Consider the following 15,523-nt stretch of genomic DNA (forward strand, 5'->3'; position numbering starts at 1 on the left):
GTAGCGAGTAATTGATGAATGTGACTAGTCTTAGCTTCCCTTATGGTGAATCAATTCAGTGGTTTTCACCAGAAAGAGCCGATTCTATTGCAGAACCTCAGTTAAAAGACTGGTTATTAGCCACTGGCAGTTTAACCCTTAGATTAAAAAGCCTTTGCCATCACTTTGAAGTTAAGGTCCTAGGTGAGCAATTAAGCGCTATCTCACCAGCCGACAACGACCTAATCGAACCGGTATGGGTACGAGAAGTGCTACTCTGCCTTGACGATACCCCCTGGGTGTTTGCCCGCACTTTAGTGCCTCAAGCCCTGCTTGATTTTAAATCCCAAGCCTTTACTCAATTAGGCAATAAACCCTTAGGTGAACTGCTATACAGTAGCCCAGAGATTATTCCTGGAAAAATAGAGTTAGCAAGATTTGATAAGGACTGTAAGTTAGCACAATTGGCGGCATCACTAGCACAAGATGTCAGTGAACCACTTTGGGGACGTAGGCGCCATTTCAGCCTAAAACAGACAAATCTCACTGTCAGTGAAATATTCCTCCCAGCTGCAGTTGCTCACATTCATCAGCTGAAAAAAAAGAGAGGCTAATGCCTCTCTCTTGTTAATCTTATTTTTCAACACCACTTAGGTTGGGTCAATGCTAATTGATACTCACAAAACGTCTACACCCAGCAGCGAATCCCAGACCAACAAGCATAAGCCAAGTTAAGCTACCGCCACCACCAGTATCGGCTACTGGAGTAACTATTGCAGGCGTTACTACAGATGGTGCTGTCACTGCAATGACTTGTGCACTGCTGTGACTATTCCCTAAACTGTCGGTCACTGTTATCTGAACGGTATAACTACCTGCTGCTGCATAAGTATGGCTAACTCTAGTTCCTGAGCCCAAATTACTGTTATCACCAAAATCCCATGTATAGGCCAGTGAGCCGAAGCCATGGATTGCTGCAGCTTGTAAATTCAGCTGCAAATCACTCTTAGTGAAAGTAAAACTAGCAATAGGCTTGATGACTACTCGTATCACTTGGCTGCTGGTCACTTTAGCACCGGATGAATCTGTCACAGTTAAACTCACAGAGTAATCACCTGAAGACCCGTAAGTATACTCAGGAGCGGCTAAAACACTTGATGCATTAGCCACACCAAATCCCCATAAATAACTGTAACCACCACTGCCACCGGAAGCGACTAGCGTAAAGCTCACTTTGTTATCCGTAATCTGAGCTGTAAAACTCGCATCCAGTGCTGATGGTTCAGGAGTGACGCCATTAGCTTTCTTCAAACGAATAATAGCGCTACTGCTATCTGTAGCTTGAGTTATCACTTCCATTGTAAAACCTAACTCGTCAAGCTTCATGCCTGCCATAGGCTTTAATGGCGCACTATAATCCTGACTGTCATCAAAAAGTGATGAGTTCGCTAAGTGAGCATCGCTTGGATAGGTTTTTTGACTATAAAGACTAAAGGCGGCATCCCTTATTTGTACATCTGTACTGGTCGTCTTAGCATCTCCAATAATCTCTTGGTCAGCATCAATCACACCGATCAGTCCCTCGCCTTCATGAGCGAAAACATTATTATCACTCTGGTCTAAGTTCTCTAGCCATATCAGCACGCCGGGTTCATAACCTCTGGCTTCAAGCCCAGCATCAATACCACTATGGTCTCTTAGCTGTATTAAATAGCGGCGATCTTTACCGGGACGGGTATTAGTCACACGACTAAAGCCATTTAATAGCAACCCATTACTAGATATCGCTGATTCTGCACCATCTTTATAAAGCTCATTGGTATTATGCAATAAACGAATATCATCTATAGCCATACCATACTCTACACTCGCTTCATCGGTGACGTAAACTAGGCTTATTTTCTTTGACAGCCCTGCATAGGGACTGAGATCATAACTAAGTTCGACCCACGAATCCGTGCCTGTTGCCCCCGTAATAGATGCAGAAGTGCCAGAAATATAGTTTTTAACACTTGAGTGTTTAGGGTTGCTGGCTTGAGTGTGGTTACCGACTATCGCAACGCCATCAACCAGCAGCTGCATATAGTCATAATCTTGCTCTATGTTCCAATGCGCCTTTAAGTTTAACGTTAGCGGAATCGTGTCCGGCAAGGTAAGATCGAAGGATAAAGCGTTATTTAACAAATCGCCTTGACCTGAATAATACTGATACTGACCACTAAATGGCTCTTTAAATGCCACCATGTTTGGAGGCAGTGCCACTGAGATTTGGTTAACATTATCGCTATCTACCGCCCTGCTTAGGGGCAAATCAACACCAACATCATTTAAACTATCCAATGACATTCGCTGCTCATTGACCCATTTACCTTTATAACGCTGCTGTAAATAAGATTTAGCGTAGGGGCTGAAACCCGATGGTTGAGTACCTGATAAGGCTCCAACCCAACTGCCTCCTGACATTAATGACCAAAGCCCTACTGGCGAGCCATCTGAGCCTTTACTGGTATCGTATTCATCCGGTAGACCTAAGTCATGACCAAACTCATGGGTACAAACCCCTGTTGCTGCATCAATGGGTTGTATCGTATAACCAAACAACTTTTTAGTTTTACCTGGAATACTATAACCATTTGAGGCTTGGTCGACGAAGTACCTATGCGACCAAATCGCATCGTCTTTAAGTACACCACCGCCCGCTTCTTCACCGATACTGGAATGAAATACCATTACGTGATCGATAATGCCGTCACTCTCTTCGGTATTTAAATCTCCATCGAGATCATAAGGATCTTCGATATCATAGGAATTCAGAGTCTCAGCTGACATTCCTGCCACCGCCTGAGTTACCGCCTCTTTAATAAGAGCTGGCACAGCTTTGTCATTGTCATCATTAGCGGCATCATTACCACCATAAAATGCAGCGTTATTACTGGCGCGATACCACCCCATTACCTCACCAGTAAAGAAAAAACTGCCTCCTGATGCGGCCTGAAAATACTGATAGCCTGATTGCAGGTTCTGGCTCTGAGGGCCATTAAAACCTGTGGTGGAAAACAATAGATTTTTGTAATGACTATTCGGATAACTGTTATAAAACATATCAGTATCACCAGCTTTTAATCGATTAGCATCAAAAGGTAAATCAGGGAAGTCAATCAAAACCGCCAGCACTTTCACTGTTTTTGTCACTTGGGAGTCTGCTAAAGTTTGGCTTGCTGCCTTTTGCGCGTCGTTAATTGGAGATTTCACCGATTTGAACAGCTTAGCTCTATTTTTTTCAGCTTGAACCTCAATACGGGGTAATTTAAATTCATGACGCCCGCTACGTTCTATAAACGCCTGTACCGCAGCCGCCTTAACTTCCTCACTATCTCCTTCATTGACATCACCATGTTGAATAAGCCAGTAGAGCACCCGCTCTTTATTCACAATCGCGCCATCAGCTGGGGTACCTTTTAACACTGCACCATGGCCGGAAAAAGAAGCTAGGCCACAAACCATCAATGCAATTGCTATCACTGACGATTTCTTAACTCCTATCAATTTATTCATTATTAATTTCCTTTATTTATTGCAATTTTTAAACGCTTGCTGGCGCTTGTAAATATAACTAGCAACCTCAGCATTGATTTGTTCTGTGCTCATAGATTCAGTGATAACACCTTGCTCTCTGAGGTTTTGTATTAGCTTACTGGTATCTTTTGGAGGAGGCGGCACACTACAAAGCAATTTAATTTTCTTCGGCGATACTGAGCTCGGATCAGCGCTAGTGTCAGAAATTGTCTTGCCCGTAAGCGTGGGCACCATTACCGGTTCAGTCACCCTAGGGTAACTACAGCCTAAAATGACACACAAAGGTAAAGCGGCGACAAGTAGCGTAAACTTCATTTTAATTGCTTATTAACAGGCTTGAGACAAAACTTTAACAGCCTTGAAGGCCCTTTGACAATGGGATTTAGAGATAGCTAGGTAGTTATTGATCTAGTAATGCGGATAATCTTTTGTTTCACTTGCATAAAAGCTGAGTCAACCACTCAGCTTTTAAATTTTTGGCTAAATCGCTTAAGGTTATTAAGCTGTTTTAATGTAATTAGAAATGCCATCTAATAACATTTGTACCGAAATCATCACTAGCACCATCCCCATGAGACGCTCGACTGCGATAAGCCCCTTCTCACCCAAGATGCGAGTAAAGATCTTATAAAACATCAGAATAAACGCACTCAAACCCCAAGCTGACACTAAAGCTATGGTCCAGTCGGTCATTCTGCCTGGATCTGTATGAGCCAGTAAAATTAACGCAGCCAGAATAGAAGGCCCAGCCATTAACGGGATAGCCATGGGCACGATAAATGGCTCCTCACCAGCGGCAAGACCTGCAACACCACCGGGTTGTGGGAAGATCATTTTAATCGCAATTAAGAATAAAATAATCCCACCTGCAATGCTGACGGATTCAGAACGTAAATTTAAGAAGTTTAAAATAGCTTCGCCAGCGTATAAAAACATCAACATAATAATCAAAGCAAAAATAAGCTCTCTTATCAGTACCTTACGACGTTTTTTAGGGTCAATGTGACGTAGAATAGAGGCAAATATAGGTAAGTTTCCTAATGGATCCATGATCAGAAACAACATTACCGCAGCTGAAAAAATATCCATTGATGCTTTTTTCCTATTGTAAACAGAGACTAATATTGTATACGTAAAGCCACTCTATGGCTAAGCAAAGCCAGTAAAAAATACGGCTAACCACTATATTAGTAATGTAAATAATCACAGCTTTGCTACTTTACTCATGCAGCAAGTATTAAATTCTCACCAAGACTAAGATATACTGCATTGTTTTTTCATTGCCAGCCTGAGATCCATGCTTTATCTAATCGCCAGTTGTATCGCACTGTTATTCGGCCCCTTATTTTACCGCTTCTTTTCTTCCGGTAATGGCCTGCAAAAAGGTCTAGACGGATTTATTTTCGTTTCTCTAGGCGGCTTAGTGCTAATCCATATTCTGCCTGAATTGCTCGAACACGGCGGATTTATCACTTTAGTATTCGTGATGCTAGGCTTATGGGGACCCACGGCCAGTGAGCGAATTTTCCATCGTTATTCAGAGATAACCCATAACGTCACCCTAACCTTAGGTGTTGCTGGTTTACTGCTGCATACCATCACTGACGGCGGTGCTATGGTGCTAGCTCAGCAAGATGGCAACTCTATTTTATTAGCGCTCGGCGTAGTCATGCATCGCTTGCCTGTGGGTTTTGCTGTTTGGTGGCTACTAAGACCACACTTAGGTGCCCGCTGGACCTGTGCCATTTTAGCCGCAATTATGTTTTTCACTGGAGTTGGATACTTTGCTGGCGAACAACTTCTAGATCAATTAAGTCTAGATAATACAGTGTATTTACAAGCATTTGTGACCGGTTCAATCTTACATGTAGTGCTACACCAACCCCACGGACACCAAGAGCAAGATACCCAAGGACGCTTTGAGTATCAGGCAGGGATCGGCAGTTTAATCGGCCTTGGTTTATTGGCAGTATTGCTGCTTATGGATACTGGTGGTCAAGATCATGCCCATCATGGACATAGTACTGAGCAGCTAGTCAATTGGTTGCTGACCCTAAGCCCTATTTTATTACTCAGCTACGCCCTAGCTACATTGCGTTTTCAATGCGGCTTACAGCCGGAGCATAAACACTTAAGTTTACGTTGGCTTCAACGCCTGACAGGCCCAGAGTCCTTAATTGTGACCTTCTTTTTGCTCGGGCCCAACTATGCATTATTTCAAGTGGCCAGCCAATTAGTGATTGGGCTAATCATGAGCCTCAATAAAGTCGAAATCACCGATCCTCATCAGCAAGTGCCTAGCTCGTCGCTGAGGTTTGGCTTTGCACACTTAGTGGATCGCAGTGCGCCTTGGATAATTCTAAGCCTTATTCTAGCCAATTTAATTGGTCATCCATCCATGGCATTAGATCATCCAGCCATACAACTTGCGGTGTTACTACTCGTGTTTCTGCCTATGCGTTTTTGCAATTTAGGTGCTGCCGTGCTCGCCTTAGCGCTAGCCTACAGCGGTTGGCACCCTATGGCCGTCGCCTTGACCTTGATTGCAGCCCCTGTACTGAGCATTAGCCAGTTGCGTTTGATGAAGCCATTAGCCTTAGCCTTATTGACGATTTCATTAACCTTAAGCCTAGGCGCTGCGGCTTGGCTATTAACACCTGGGCAAGCCTTATTCACAATGCATGAACCGCTGCAAATGAGCGCGCTGGTTATCATCAGTTTATTGTTCGCTGCGAGCCTATTAAGGTTGGGCCCGAGAAAATTCCTCCGCCGTTTGCTAATAAACTTACCGGCGGCTCATGCTCACGAGCATAATCATGGTCATGAACAAAAACATAGCCATGGCACACACGGTCATTCTCATGGCCATAAACATAGTAATGATGACTCGCATCGATAAATTCAGGCTAATATAGACTCATGCCCTTAACTGGATGAGTCTATGTGCATTTTGTTTCTTGCGGTGAATGTTCACCCACAATTTCCCCTTATCGTGTGTGCAAATCGGGATGAATTCCACCACAGACCGACGATGCCCGCCCATCAATGGCAAGACAGCTTAATCATCGCAGGTAAAGACTTGCAAGCCGGAGGCACTTGGTTAGGTGTGGCTCAAGATGGCAAATTTGCTGGCTTAACCAACTTAAGATGCCAAACTGGAAATCAAGATGGGGTACGAAGTAGAGGGGAATTAGTGCTCAAAGCCCTCTCAGGAGAAGGCTTGACACCCAATTGGCTTAAGCGTCATGCACATAACTATAATCCTTTCAATTTAGTCTTTAATCACCAAGGTCAACTGCACTGCTTTAATAGTCTGCAAGGACAGAGTTCACCGCTTGCCGATGGCTTTCATGCGATAAGTAACGGTGCTTTGGATGAGATATGGCCGAAAATGGCGAAAGGTCAAAAAGCGCTTGAAGCCTATTTATCACAACCAATCATCCCCGAAATTGCACAATTAATCACGATTATGGCCGATGAATCTCAAGCCAGTGACGACTTATTACCCGCCACAGGTTTAAGCTTAGAGTGGGAACGCAGGCTGTCCGCAATTTTTATCCGTCATGAAGAATACGGTACCCGCTCCACCAGCCTAGTACTCCAAGACACGCTAGGGAGAACCCAATTTACCGAGGTACGTTTCGATGGCAAAGCACGTAACTTAGGCCAACAAGACTTCAGCCTAACGCCGTGATGCATTATAGCCATCAAATTAATCCGTCGAATGGTCGTGAGTAATAAGCCAGCGGCCATCTATTTTCTCAATCACAACCGTAAATACACCGCTTGGATTATCTTTAGCGCGCTTCAATTCCCAGCGCCCAGAGACCACAGCAGCACTATCGCTTAAGACCTTAATCGCTAAGCCACTAAAGTCCAACAATCCCATGCTAGCAGTATCGGGATAGCTACGCTGATAACTCTTAAAAAGAGTACCCCAGCCATGATTTAATTTTCCTTTAGATACAAAAGATAATCTTTCATCTTGCCAATAACCTTGCAAGTAAGCTCGGATATCGCCATTATTCCAATCCACTTCTTGCTGAGTAAGAAGAGCGTGAATATCATCCTTTGGTGTTGCCATCACGCTGAAGGTGCTGCATACGAGTAATGTCCAGAGCCATTTTTTCATCATTTTATTCTCACTATTTTCATGACTAGATATGCTGTTATAGCTAGTTTGCATCCAATTAACAGCTTAAAGAAATTAGTCTTAGCTAATAAACCCAACAAGATTTATGCTGCTTATTAGGGTATTTATAGCTCAGTTCAATTAAAAAGATACTGTATATACAACAAATTAAATGGAAGACCTGTCATGTTTAGCAAATTTTGTTCAATGTTGTTTTATCGCTTTGGTTGGCAATTGGAAGGAAAGCTGCCTGATTCTCCTCAATTCATTATGATCGTCGGCCCACACACCAGTAATTGGGATTTCGTTTTGGGCATAGTCGCAAGAGGTGCACTTAAGACTAATATCCATTTTTTGGGTAAACACCAACTCTTCTTACCTCCTTGGGGCTGGATATTTCGAGCCCTAGGCGGCAGTCCTGTAGACAGACGCAAGCACAATAACTTAGTCGATGCTGCTGTCCAGTTATTTAAACAAGATGCCAATTACAAATTAGCACTAGCGCCAGAAGGCACTCGCAGCCCAGTCAAACGTTGGAAAACCGGCTTTTATCATATCGCTAAAAAAGCCCAAGTGCCGATTGTATTGGTCGGGTTTGATTTCTCAAGAAAAACAGTCGTGTTGCACCCCGCCATCAATACAGGGGATGACATCAAACAAGACATGCAATACATCATAGACTTTTACCGCAGCATAAAAGGCGCACATCCCAAGGTGATCCCAGACTTTAAACAAGACTGAACTCGGCCATAGGACTAACGTCATAAGTGACGCCTATTCTTATCGGTAAAAAGTTAGACAATGAATGTCCAAAAAATAACCGCCATGTGAAATAGCCAGTTCGGCATCCTTGCCTCTCGTTCAATAGCGCAATCACTTAAGGTTGATTTTTCACCGTGTACTTCAAAGTCGCAGAGTCACACTCTGCAATGGCCTAGAGGGGAAGAATTGACGGTGCCATCCACCTACATGGACGGGATGTTCGAGCTAACTTGTTTGTACCATAAAGAGTGTTTTGAATATTCACTTTAACAAGCGGTTAAGCCGTCTGAGCATAAACCTTGGACCACAGGCTTGAGCCTGGGCGGCATACTTGCTAGTGTGCGCTATTGCTCATTTTGCTTATGTTAGTTTACCCCCTATGGCCTACACCCGATGTTAGCACTCAGTCGCCACAAGCAGCTGTTAGCCCTTGCGCTGCCAATGATTTTATCCAATATCAGCACGCCCTTGCTGGGTTTGGTGGATACCGCGGTGATCGGTCATCTCTCTAACGCCTATTTCTTAGGTGGTGTCGCCCTTGGCGGCACTATTATCAGCCTGATGGTGTGGTTATTGGGATTTTTGCGCATGTCTACCACAGGACTTGTGGCCCAAGCCGTTGGGGCGAAGGATATTCACAGCCAATATCGCTTGTTGATGCAAGGTGGGATACTGGCGCTATTGCTGGGCCTTGGGGCCATGCTCATTCAAGCACCCTTGACTGAATTGGCGCTCAAGTTAAGCCAAGCCAGTGCCGAGGTCAGCCACTACTGCCAGCAATATATTGCCATTCGTATTTACTCCATTCCCTTTGCCCTGCTGAATTTAGTGCTGTTAGGCTGGCTATTGGGAAGACGCTCGCCCATGGCGGCCATGTGGCAACTTATCATAGCCAACGCGGTTAACATCATACTGGATATCATTTTTGTGGTCGGCCTTGGCTGGCAAGTGGAAGGCGCAGCTTGGGCTAGCGTGATTGCCGATATTGCCTCCTGCACCGTGGCCTGTATTTTGGTGTATCGTCAATTACTCAATGAACCTGACTTCACCCCAGCCAAGCTGTGGCAAGGCTTAAACTTGAGTGGCTTAAGCCAGCTTTTAAGTCTTAATCGGGACATTTTCATTCGCAGTTTATGTTTGCAAGCCTGCTTTAGTTTCGTCACTTTTTACGGTGCCAGCCAGGGTGACATCATATTGGCCGCCAATGCCGTACTGATGAATCTATTAATGCTAATTTCCTACGCCTTAGATGGCATCGCCTATTATGCCGAAGCTGAAGTGGGTAAAGCCTATGGTGAAAAAGATAAACTTAAGCTTAGGCAAGGGGTGAGTCTGGCGTTTTACTGGTCGCTCAGCATTGGGCTAGCCTTTAGCCTCACTTTTTGGTTGTTCGGCAACAATATCATTAGCTTGCTCACCGACATCAGCCAAGTGAAAACCACTGCCGAGCAATACTTACCTTGGCTTATTGCGCTGCCTTTATTGTCTTTTGGCTGTTATCTATTCGATGGGGTTTATATTGGCGCAGCAAAAGGAAAGGTGATGCGTAACAGCATGATACTCGCAAGCTTCGGGGTGTTTTTTCCGCTGTGGTTCATCACCCAAAGCTTAGGCAATCATGGTTTATGGCTGGCGTTTAGCAACTTTATGCTGGCTCGCAGCTTGCTGCTGGGGCTAGATTATCGTTTCAGCAAAGACTTCTAAGTCTTACTGGCACTGAAACTAGCATTTACTGCCGAATAGACATAAAAAGATTTTTACGCATTATAGAAAGCAAAAAGCTCCACTCAAATGAGGGAGCTTGTTGTTCGACGCTCAAGCTTAATGGCTTAGCGTTAACTGTGAAGCTTAAGTATAAGAGTGCGCACCGTGCTGATGATCTGTCACGTCGCGAACCCCTGTGAGTTCACCAGTGAATAAATCCAGCAACTGCTTTTCGATACCGTCTTTTAGGGTGATATCCACTTGCGAGCAACCGTTACAGCCGCCGCCAAACTGCAATACCGCAACACCATCGTCAGTCACTTCCACTAGCATGATGTTACCGCCGTGGCTGGCGAGCTGTGGATTGATTTCAGATTGGATAACGTATTCGATACGCTCAACTAGGGGGGCATCGCCAGACACTTTACGCATTTTTGCGTTCGGCGCTTTAAGGGTCAGCTGAGAGCCTAACTGATCGGTGACGAAATCTATGCTGGCGTCTTCCAAATAAGGGACGCTTTTCTCATCGACCATGGCATTAAAGCCATTGAACTCTAGCTCGACATCATCGCTTTCAACGGCATCCGGAGGGCAATAAGATACGCCACACTCGGCCTGACTGGTACCTGGGCTGATAACAAACACGCGAATGTGTGTTCCAGCAGGCTGATCAGCCAATAGTTTTACAAAATGGGCCTGAGCCGAATCGGAAATGCTAATCATAACAAGCTGCTCCGTCAGGGGATACCTGAGTAATTTAGTAAGATACCGCCTATGATACTCTGACTTGCTTGGGCTTTGTAGTCCCAAACCCTCTCATTCGTAATATATTGGGTTATATTCTATGCCTTATCAGGTTAATCCTGCCCTCTAAGGCTGGGTGCTTCCGCTCTGGCAAGGCACCAAACATCCACATAAACACCTTGTTTATTAAGCAATTTGGCAATTTCATTGGCGGTTGTGCCTGTGGTGAGTACATCATCCACCAAGGCGACGCGCTGATAAGGTATATCATTAGTTAATTCAAAGGCTTTATGGCAATTTTTTCGCCTTTGCTTGCCTGTCATCCCAGCCTGTGGCTGAGTGTCTGCCACTCGCTTAAGCACATTGGCATCAAGGGGAATATTAAGCTGCACGCTTATCTCTTTGGCAATCAACCAAGCTTGGTTAAAGCCCCGCTGCTTTAATCGCTGTGGATGTAAGGGCACAGGCAACAAGACTTGCGGCAATATTATTAATTGCTGCTCAACTAACTGATTCACCCGGCGTACCAGCGCTGCGACCAATACCTTCAAGGGTGCCAATTGCTGCTGATACTTTATTGCAGCCACCACAGGGCCTAGGCCATGATGATAACTGGCTGGCGCGACCACTTTAAGCGGCACTGTCTTTAAGCATTGACCGCAATAGCGGGTTGATTGCGCGTTTACACTTGATTGCACTGGGGTTAAAGACGAAGGGGCTAAAGACGCAGTGGTTAAATGCATGAGTTCCACTAAGGTTTTACCGCAACCTAGGCAATGGGGCGCTTGATACAGGCACGCTTCAAGGCACACCTCACACAAACCCGCAGACCATAAATCTCCTAATGCTGTATGTGAGTTATGAATGCTTTGATGGCACAACAAACAGCGGTTAGGTAAACTAGCCTGCACTTGCCTAGGGATTGTAGAGATTGACGCTAGCAGCTTGGTTATCCATGCTCGCATACGGTCATCGTCCTTTTGGCCCACTCATAAATGAAAGATAGCAGATGAACAGTGTGAATAAAGCCAAGCTACATATTGAGGTACAAGGCCAAGGCGCAGATTTAGTCCTGCTCCACGGTTGGGGGGTCAACAACGCAGTATTTTCATCAATTAAACATGAGCTAGCCGATTATCGCGTCCATTATGTGGATTTACCTGGCTTTGGCCACAGCCCAAGCCTTGACGGGGGCATTAATACTTGGGTCGAGGCTATAGTGTCCGCCGTTCCCTCAAGCGCGATTTGGCTGGGTTGGTCATTGGGCGGATTAGTGGCGAAACAAGCCGCCATTAGTTATCCAGAAAAGGTGAGCGCATTGATCACTGTTGCCTCATCACCCTGCTTTATGGCCAGAGATCTCGAAAACTGGCCCGGTATTGCCCCTAAGGTACTGGCGCAGTTTTCCAGCCAATTGGGCAGCAATCTGCCAAAAACCTTAGACAGGTTCTTAGCCATTCAGGCCATGGGCAGCGATACCATGAAGCAAGATTTAACAGAGTTAAAGCAATTGCTGTTAGATAAGCCACTGCCACAAGCTCAAGCGCTGGAGCAGGGGCTCGCCATGCTGGCTCAGGTGGATTTGCGCCAAGAGTTAACTAAAATCAGCCAGCCATGGTTAAGGTTTTGGGGTCGCTTGGATGGCCTGGTACCACAAAAAATTCAAGCTCACTTGCCACATGGCGCGCTCATAGAGGATGTCATTCAACACAAGGCCTCCCACGCCCCCTTTATTTCCCATAAGCAAGAGTTCAGTCAGCACTTACTCACTTGGCTAGCCAAGCAACAATAATGTTAAGCATTAAGGTTTTGCAAGCCAAAATAAGAGAAGTTGTCAATGCGATAAACTAGGCGTAACGCCAGCGGCTGGATAACGTCTTCCCGAGAGGCTTGGAGACAATTTGGGGAATAAGCGTAGCTAAGTTCAAATATTTGCACTATTTGCTTCAGGAACGCTATGACTCACTTCCAGTAAATCATAACTTCGGCTATTATTTGTACTAACTCATATTTGGTGACCGAATCATGCTGATTAATTCACACTATCCACAAGTGCCAATCTCGACATCCAATGTCGCGACTGATCTTGCGCGGATAGATAATCAGCAAAGGCCTCCTTTACTACCTCCTCAAGAGCCTAGCAAAGGCCACGAAGAGCGAGCGTTTAATCAAAACAATGAACGTGCTCCTGCTGATGTCATTAAACAAAAACAACAACAGCAAGAGCAGCAACAAAACGCTTCTTTATATCAGCAAAAAGCCAGCACTCAAACAGCAGCGGCTCCTGTCGCTGCCAAAGCGGTACGCATTATTGCCACTAATAAAGCCGCACTCGAACGTAAAGATATTCATGTAAAACTGTCTGCCAAAGAAGGCCAGAAAGAGTTAAAAGGCCTTGCTAGCAACCCTAGTCTACAAGGGCAAAGCGGTAGTTTTTATCAACAGCTAGGCCAACAAGTTGAGCAGTTTTATCACGCAAAAGTGTCACCTCAAGCCCTGCCTGCACTTGCCATCAGCATTTAAGATAATCCTTCTTTTCGTCCCTATTCTCTAAGGCTCCAACTTTTCTTTTGTCTCTAGGTTAGAAACTTTTTTTGGTAGCCTAAACCATTGTCTGTTGTAGGCCATGCTGCCCCACAATGCCCAGGCCAGTGCGGTATTGGCTTGTTCGCTATCCAAATCCTTAGAGGTTAACTTTTCAGCCGAAAAATCATAGACAAAACTCTTAGGTGCTTGCTCAGGTTGCAAAATGGTGACCTTGCGGCCTTGCATCAAGGCAAAGTTTTTCTCGTATTGCATCAAGGCGCGGCCTTGCCAGTTATCTTCCACTTGGCTTAAGTCTTGACCCAACATAGGGTAGCTGGCAGAGATCCCCATCAAAGACAGCAGTGTAGGCGCTAAATCAATTTGACTGACCACACGTTTATCCTGCTTAGCTGGTATTCCTTCACCTAAGATAATTCCTGGGATCCTAAAGCGTGAAATAGGCACAAGATCGGCGCCGCCAACACGGCTGTCGTGATCGGCAACCACTAAGAATAAGGTGTCTTTCCAATAGTTTGATTGTTTAGCGCTCTTAAAAAATTCACCCACTGCATGATCGGCATACTTAGCCGCATTATTACGGGTTTGCTTTGGCTGCTCATAAAGCTCAATTTTATTATCTGGAAACTCAAATGGGTCATGATTACTCGAGCTAAATACTAAACTAAAGAATGGCTTACCTTCACGGGTCAATTGCTCAAATTCGCTATGAGCTTTTGCCATCAGATCTTCATCTGATACGCCCCATGATCCTTCAAAGAAAGGGTTTTTATAATCATTTTGATCAACAATATCGCTAAAACCATTGCCGAGGAAGAAGCTGCGCATATTATCGAAATGACTCTCACCACCATAAATAAACTGGGTGGTATAGCCTTGGTTTTTAAGTAATTCAGCCAAAGTAAAAAAGCCATTCTGGCTCTTACCCAGCTTAACTACAGAGCGCGCTGGAGTGGGTGTAAAGCCAGTAATCACAGCTTCTATGCCCCGTACTGAACGCGTGCCAGTCGCATAAAGGTTTTCAAAGTTCCACCCTTGAGTCGCCAAGGCATCTATATTTGGCGTTAACGGTAAGCCACCTAAATTGCCGACGAATCGAGCCCCTAAGCTTTCCTCTAAAATGATCACCAAATTTTTGGGTTTACCCTGAAAAGTCGCCTGATTGAAAGACAAGCTAGGGATATTGGTATCTTTAAATATTGAGGGAGCACGACCACTTTCACGACGAATGGTGTCAATAATCTCTTGTTCCGGCAAGTTGCCATACATCTTGGAAGCATCTTCTTCACTGCCCATTTGCTTGATAGCAAAAAACAGTGAGTAGGATGAATTCAGCACTAAGGAGTTCACTAAAGGATCTGTGCTAAAAGACACCATGGCAGGATTTAATGGCCTATGACCTAAAGTGGAACGTGCACCGGCAAGAGTAATCGCGATGACCACTATGGCAATCATTGGGCGCCAATACCACTTAGGAAAAGCAATATTACGGCTAAAGCGGCCAGAAAGATGCCATCCAAGCCCTAAACTTAACAGAGAAATAATCACAGATAAGATGAGTTCAAACTTGCGCCCACTCCACAACATGGACAAGACTTCTTTAGGATAAATTAAATACTCAATATAGAGGCGATTGGGCCTAAAACCGTATTCTTCAATAAAAGCGGGAGTAGATGCCTCCAAGAAAATCACTAGCCACAAACCTAAGGTGAGCCATAATCTCAAGATAAGTTGCCAAAGCTTACCTATGGCATGATTACCTGATAAAAAAGCTTGCCCTAAGGCCGCAATACCGAATAACCAGCACAAGCTTGCAATATCAACTCGAAGCCCTTGCGGCAATAAATGACTCCAACCTTGAGCATCATTAACTCGTTCAAGCTGCCACAAACTCAAGCCAATACGGCTTAATGTCATCACCACAAGGCAAATCAACGCCATAATGAAGAGAGATTTAAAAGCCCACTGACGCGATTGAAATGGCGAGTTTTTTCTAAATGAAAAAGACCCCGCTCGAGAATGTTTAACTTCCTTGGCGCCGGAAAAAAATGCCATATCTGACCTCGATTATTATTCTTATTT

General features: G+C 44.8%; 14 protein-coding genes. 7 read left to right on the forward strand and 7 right to left on the reverse strand.

Annotation, left to right across the window (positions count from 1 at the left end):
• The first annotated feature begins 14 nt into the window (after window positions 1-14).
• Window positions 15-593: a chorismate lyase gene (locus H5073_RS05470; protein WP_182677736.1), complete on the forward strand. Its 579-nt coding sequence runs from the start codon at window positions 15-17 to the stop codon at window positions 591-593.
• Window positions 594-645: 52 nt separating this feature from the next.
• On the opposite strand, the gene H5073_RS05475 is transcribed toward H5073_RS05470, so the two are convergent.
• The 3 genes from H5073_RS05475 to H5073_RS05485 all read right to left on the reverse strand — a co-directional run bounded on the left by H5073_RS05475 (window position 646) and on the right by H5073_RS05485 (window position 4,644).
• Entirely contained in the window at window positions 646-3,534 is a 2,889-nt protein-coding gene (locus H5073_RS05475) for an immune inhibitor A domain-containing protein (RefSeq protein WP_182677738.1), read from the reverse strand.
• Between the two features lie 12 nt (window positions 3,535-3,546).
• Entirely contained in the window at window positions 3,547-3,870 is a 324-nt protein-coding gene (locus H5073_RS05480; RefSeq protein WP_182677740.1) for a hypothetical protein, read from the reverse strand.
• A gap of 183 nt (window positions 3,871-4,053) precedes the next feature.
• Window positions 4,054-4,644: a YhgN family NAAT transporter gene (locus H5073_RS05485; RefSeq protein ID WP_182677742.1), complete on the reverse strand. Its 591-nt coding sequence runs from the start codon at window positions 4,642-4,644 to the stop codon at window positions 4,054-4,056.
• A gap of 208 nt (window positions 4,645-4,852) precedes the next feature.
• Between H5073_RS05485 and H5073_RS05490 the strand changes: the two genes are divergently transcribed.
• Both H5073_RS05490 and H5073_RS05495 read left to right on the forward strand, forming a co-directional pair.
• The gene (locus tag H5073_RS05490; protein ID WP_182677744.1) at window positions 4,853-6,454 is read left to right on the forward strand and encodes a metal transporter; all 1,602 of its coding nucleotides are present in this window, start codon (window positions 4,853-4,855) and stop codon (window positions 6,452-6,454) included.
• A gap of 42 nt (window positions 6,455-6,496) precedes the next feature.
• The gene (locus tag H5073_RS05495; protein ID WP_182677746.1) at window positions 6,497-7,249 is read left to right on the forward strand and encodes an NRDE family protein; all 753 of its coding nucleotides are present in this window, start codon (window positions 6,497-6,499) and stop codon (window positions 7,247-7,249) included.
• Window positions 7,250-7,267: 18 nt separating this feature from the next.
• On the opposite strand, the gene H5073_RS05500 is transcribed toward H5073_RS05495, so the two are convergent.
• A complete protein-coding gene (locus H5073_RS05500) occupies window positions 7,268-7,690 on the reverse strand; it encodes a DUF4440 domain-containing protein (RefSeq protein ID WP_182677748.1) in 423 nt (140 codons plus the stop codon).
• 183 nt (window positions 7,691-7,873) lie between these two features.
• On the opposite strand from H5073_RS05500, the gene H5073_RS05505 reads away from it, so the two are divergent.
• Entirely contained in the window at window positions 7,874-8,428 is a 555-nt protein-coding gene (locus H5073_RS05505) for a lysophospholipid acyltransferase family protein (protein ID WP_182677750.1), read from the forward strand.
• Window positions 8,429-8,842: 414 nt separating this feature from the next.
• The gene (locus tag H5073_RS05510) at window positions 8,843-10,153 is read left to right on the forward strand and encodes an MATE family efflux transporter (RefSeq protein ID WP_182677752.1); all 1,311 of its coding nucleotides are present in this window, start codon (window positions 8,843-8,845) and stop codon (window positions 10,151-10,153) included.
• Window positions 10,154-10,297: 144 nt separating this feature from the next.
• On the opposite strand, the gene nfuA is transcribed toward H5073_RS05510, so the two are convergent.
• Both nfuA and H5073_RS05520 read right to left on the reverse strand, forming a co-directional pair.
• Window positions 10,298-10,876 (reverse strand): Fe-S biogenesis protein NfuA, encoded by a 579-nt coding sequence (gene nfuA, locus H5073_RS05515; protein ID WP_182677754.1) that lies wholly within the window; start codon window positions 10,874-10,876, stop codon window positions 10,298-10,300.
• Between the two features lie 134 nt (window positions 10,877-11,010).
• The gene (locus H5073_RS05520; protein ID WP_182677756.1) at window positions 11,011-11,862 is read right to left on the reverse strand and encodes a ComF family protein; all 852 of its coding nucleotides are present in this window, start codon (window positions 11,860-11,862) and stop codon (window positions 11,011-11,013) included.
• Window positions 11,863-11,906: 44 nt separating this feature from the next.
• Between H5073_RS05520 and bioH the strand changes: the two genes are divergently transcribed.
• Window positions 11,907-12,689 carry a pimeloyl-ACP methyl ester esterase BioH gene (gene bioH / locus H5073_RS05525; protein ID WP_182677758.1) on the forward strand — a complete coding sequence of 261 codons (783 nt, stop codon included), beginning with the start codon at window positions 11,907-11,909 and terminating at the stop codon, window positions 12,687-12,689.
• Window positions 12,690-12,922: 233 nt separating this feature from the next.
• The gene (locus tag H5073_RS05530) at window positions 12,923-13,420 is read left to right on the forward strand and encodes a hypothetical protein (RefSeq protein WP_182677760.1); all 498 of its coding nucleotides are present in this window, start codon (window positions 12,923-12,925) and stop codon (window positions 13,418-13,420) included.
• A 27-nt stretch (window positions 13,421-13,447) separates the two neighbouring features.
• Here H5073_RS05530 and H5073_RS05535 read toward each other — a convergent pair whose 3' ends face one another.
• Window positions 13,448-15,382, reverse strand: coding sequence for an LTA synthase family protein (locus H5073_RS05535; RefSeq protein ID WP_259394832.1), 1,935 nt, complete (start codon window positions 15,380-15,382; stop codon window positions 13,448-13,450).
• Window positions 15,383-15,523 lie beyond the last annotated feature (141 nt).

It is taken from the genome of Shewanella sp. SR44-3, from assembly GCF_014163735.1.
Lineage (GTDB): Bacteria > Pseudomonadota > Gammaproteobacteria > Enterobacterales > Shewanellaceae > Shewanella.

Excerpts from the sequence above, each read along its gene's own strand:
- H5073_RS05530 (WP_182677760.1), top strand. The coding sequence starts at position 12,923 with ATGCTGATTAATTCACACTATCCACAAGTGCCAATCTCGACATCCAAT.
- H5073_RS05470 (WP_182677736.1), top strand. The coding sequence starts at position 15 with ATGAATGTGACTAGTCTTAGCTTCCCTTATGGTGAATCAATTCAGTGG.
- H5073_RS05485 (WP_182677742.1), bottom strand. The coding sequence starts at position 4,644 with ATGGATATTTTTTCAGCTGCGGTAATGTTGTTTCTGATCATGGATCCA.
- H5073_RS05480 (WP_182677740.1), bottom strand. The coding sequence starts at position 3,870 with ATGAAGTTTACGCTACTTGTCGCCGCTTTACCTTTGTGTGTCATTTTA.
- H5073_RS05495 (WP_182677746.1), top strand. The coding sequence starts at position 6,497 with ATGTGCATTTTGTTTCTTGCGGTGAATGTTCACCCACAATTTCCCCTT.
- H5073_RS05500 (WP_182677748.1), bottom strand. The coding sequence starts at position 7,690 with ATGATGAAAAAATGGCTCTGGACATTACTCGTATGCAGCACCTTCAGC.
- H5073_RS05505 (WP_182677750.1), top strand. The coding sequence starts at position 7,874 with ATGTTTAGCAAATTTTGTTCAATGTTGTTTTATCGCTTTGGTTGGCAA.
- bioH (WP_182677758.1), top strand. The coding sequence starts at position 11,907 with ATGAACAGTGTGAATAAAGCCAAGCTACATATTGAGGTACAAGGCCAA.
- H5073_RS05535 (WP_259394832.1), bottom strand. The coding sequence starts at position 15,382 with ATGGCGTTGATTTGCCTTGTGGTGATGACATTAAGCCGTATTGGCTTG.
- H5073_RS05520 (WP_182677756.1), bottom strand. The coding sequence starts at position 11,862 with ATGCGAGCATGGATAACCAAGCTGCTAGCGTCAATCTCTACAATCCCT.
- nfuA (WP_182677754.1), bottom strand. The coding sequence starts at position 10,876 with ATGATTAGCATTTCCGATTCGGCTCAGGCCCATTTTGTAAAACTATTG.
- H5073_RS05475 (WP_182677738.1), bottom strand. The coding sequence starts at position 3,534 with ATGAATAAATTGATAGGAGTTAAGAAATCGTCAGTGATAGCAATTGCA.
- H5073_RS05510 (WP_182677752.1), top strand. The coding sequence starts at position 8,843 with ATGTTAGCACTCAGTCGCCACAAGCAGCTGTTAGCCCTTGCGCTGCCA.
- H5073_RS05490 (WP_182677744.1), top strand. The coding sequence starts at position 4,853 with ATGCTTTATCTAATCGCCAGTTGTATCGCACTGTTATTCGGCCCCTTA.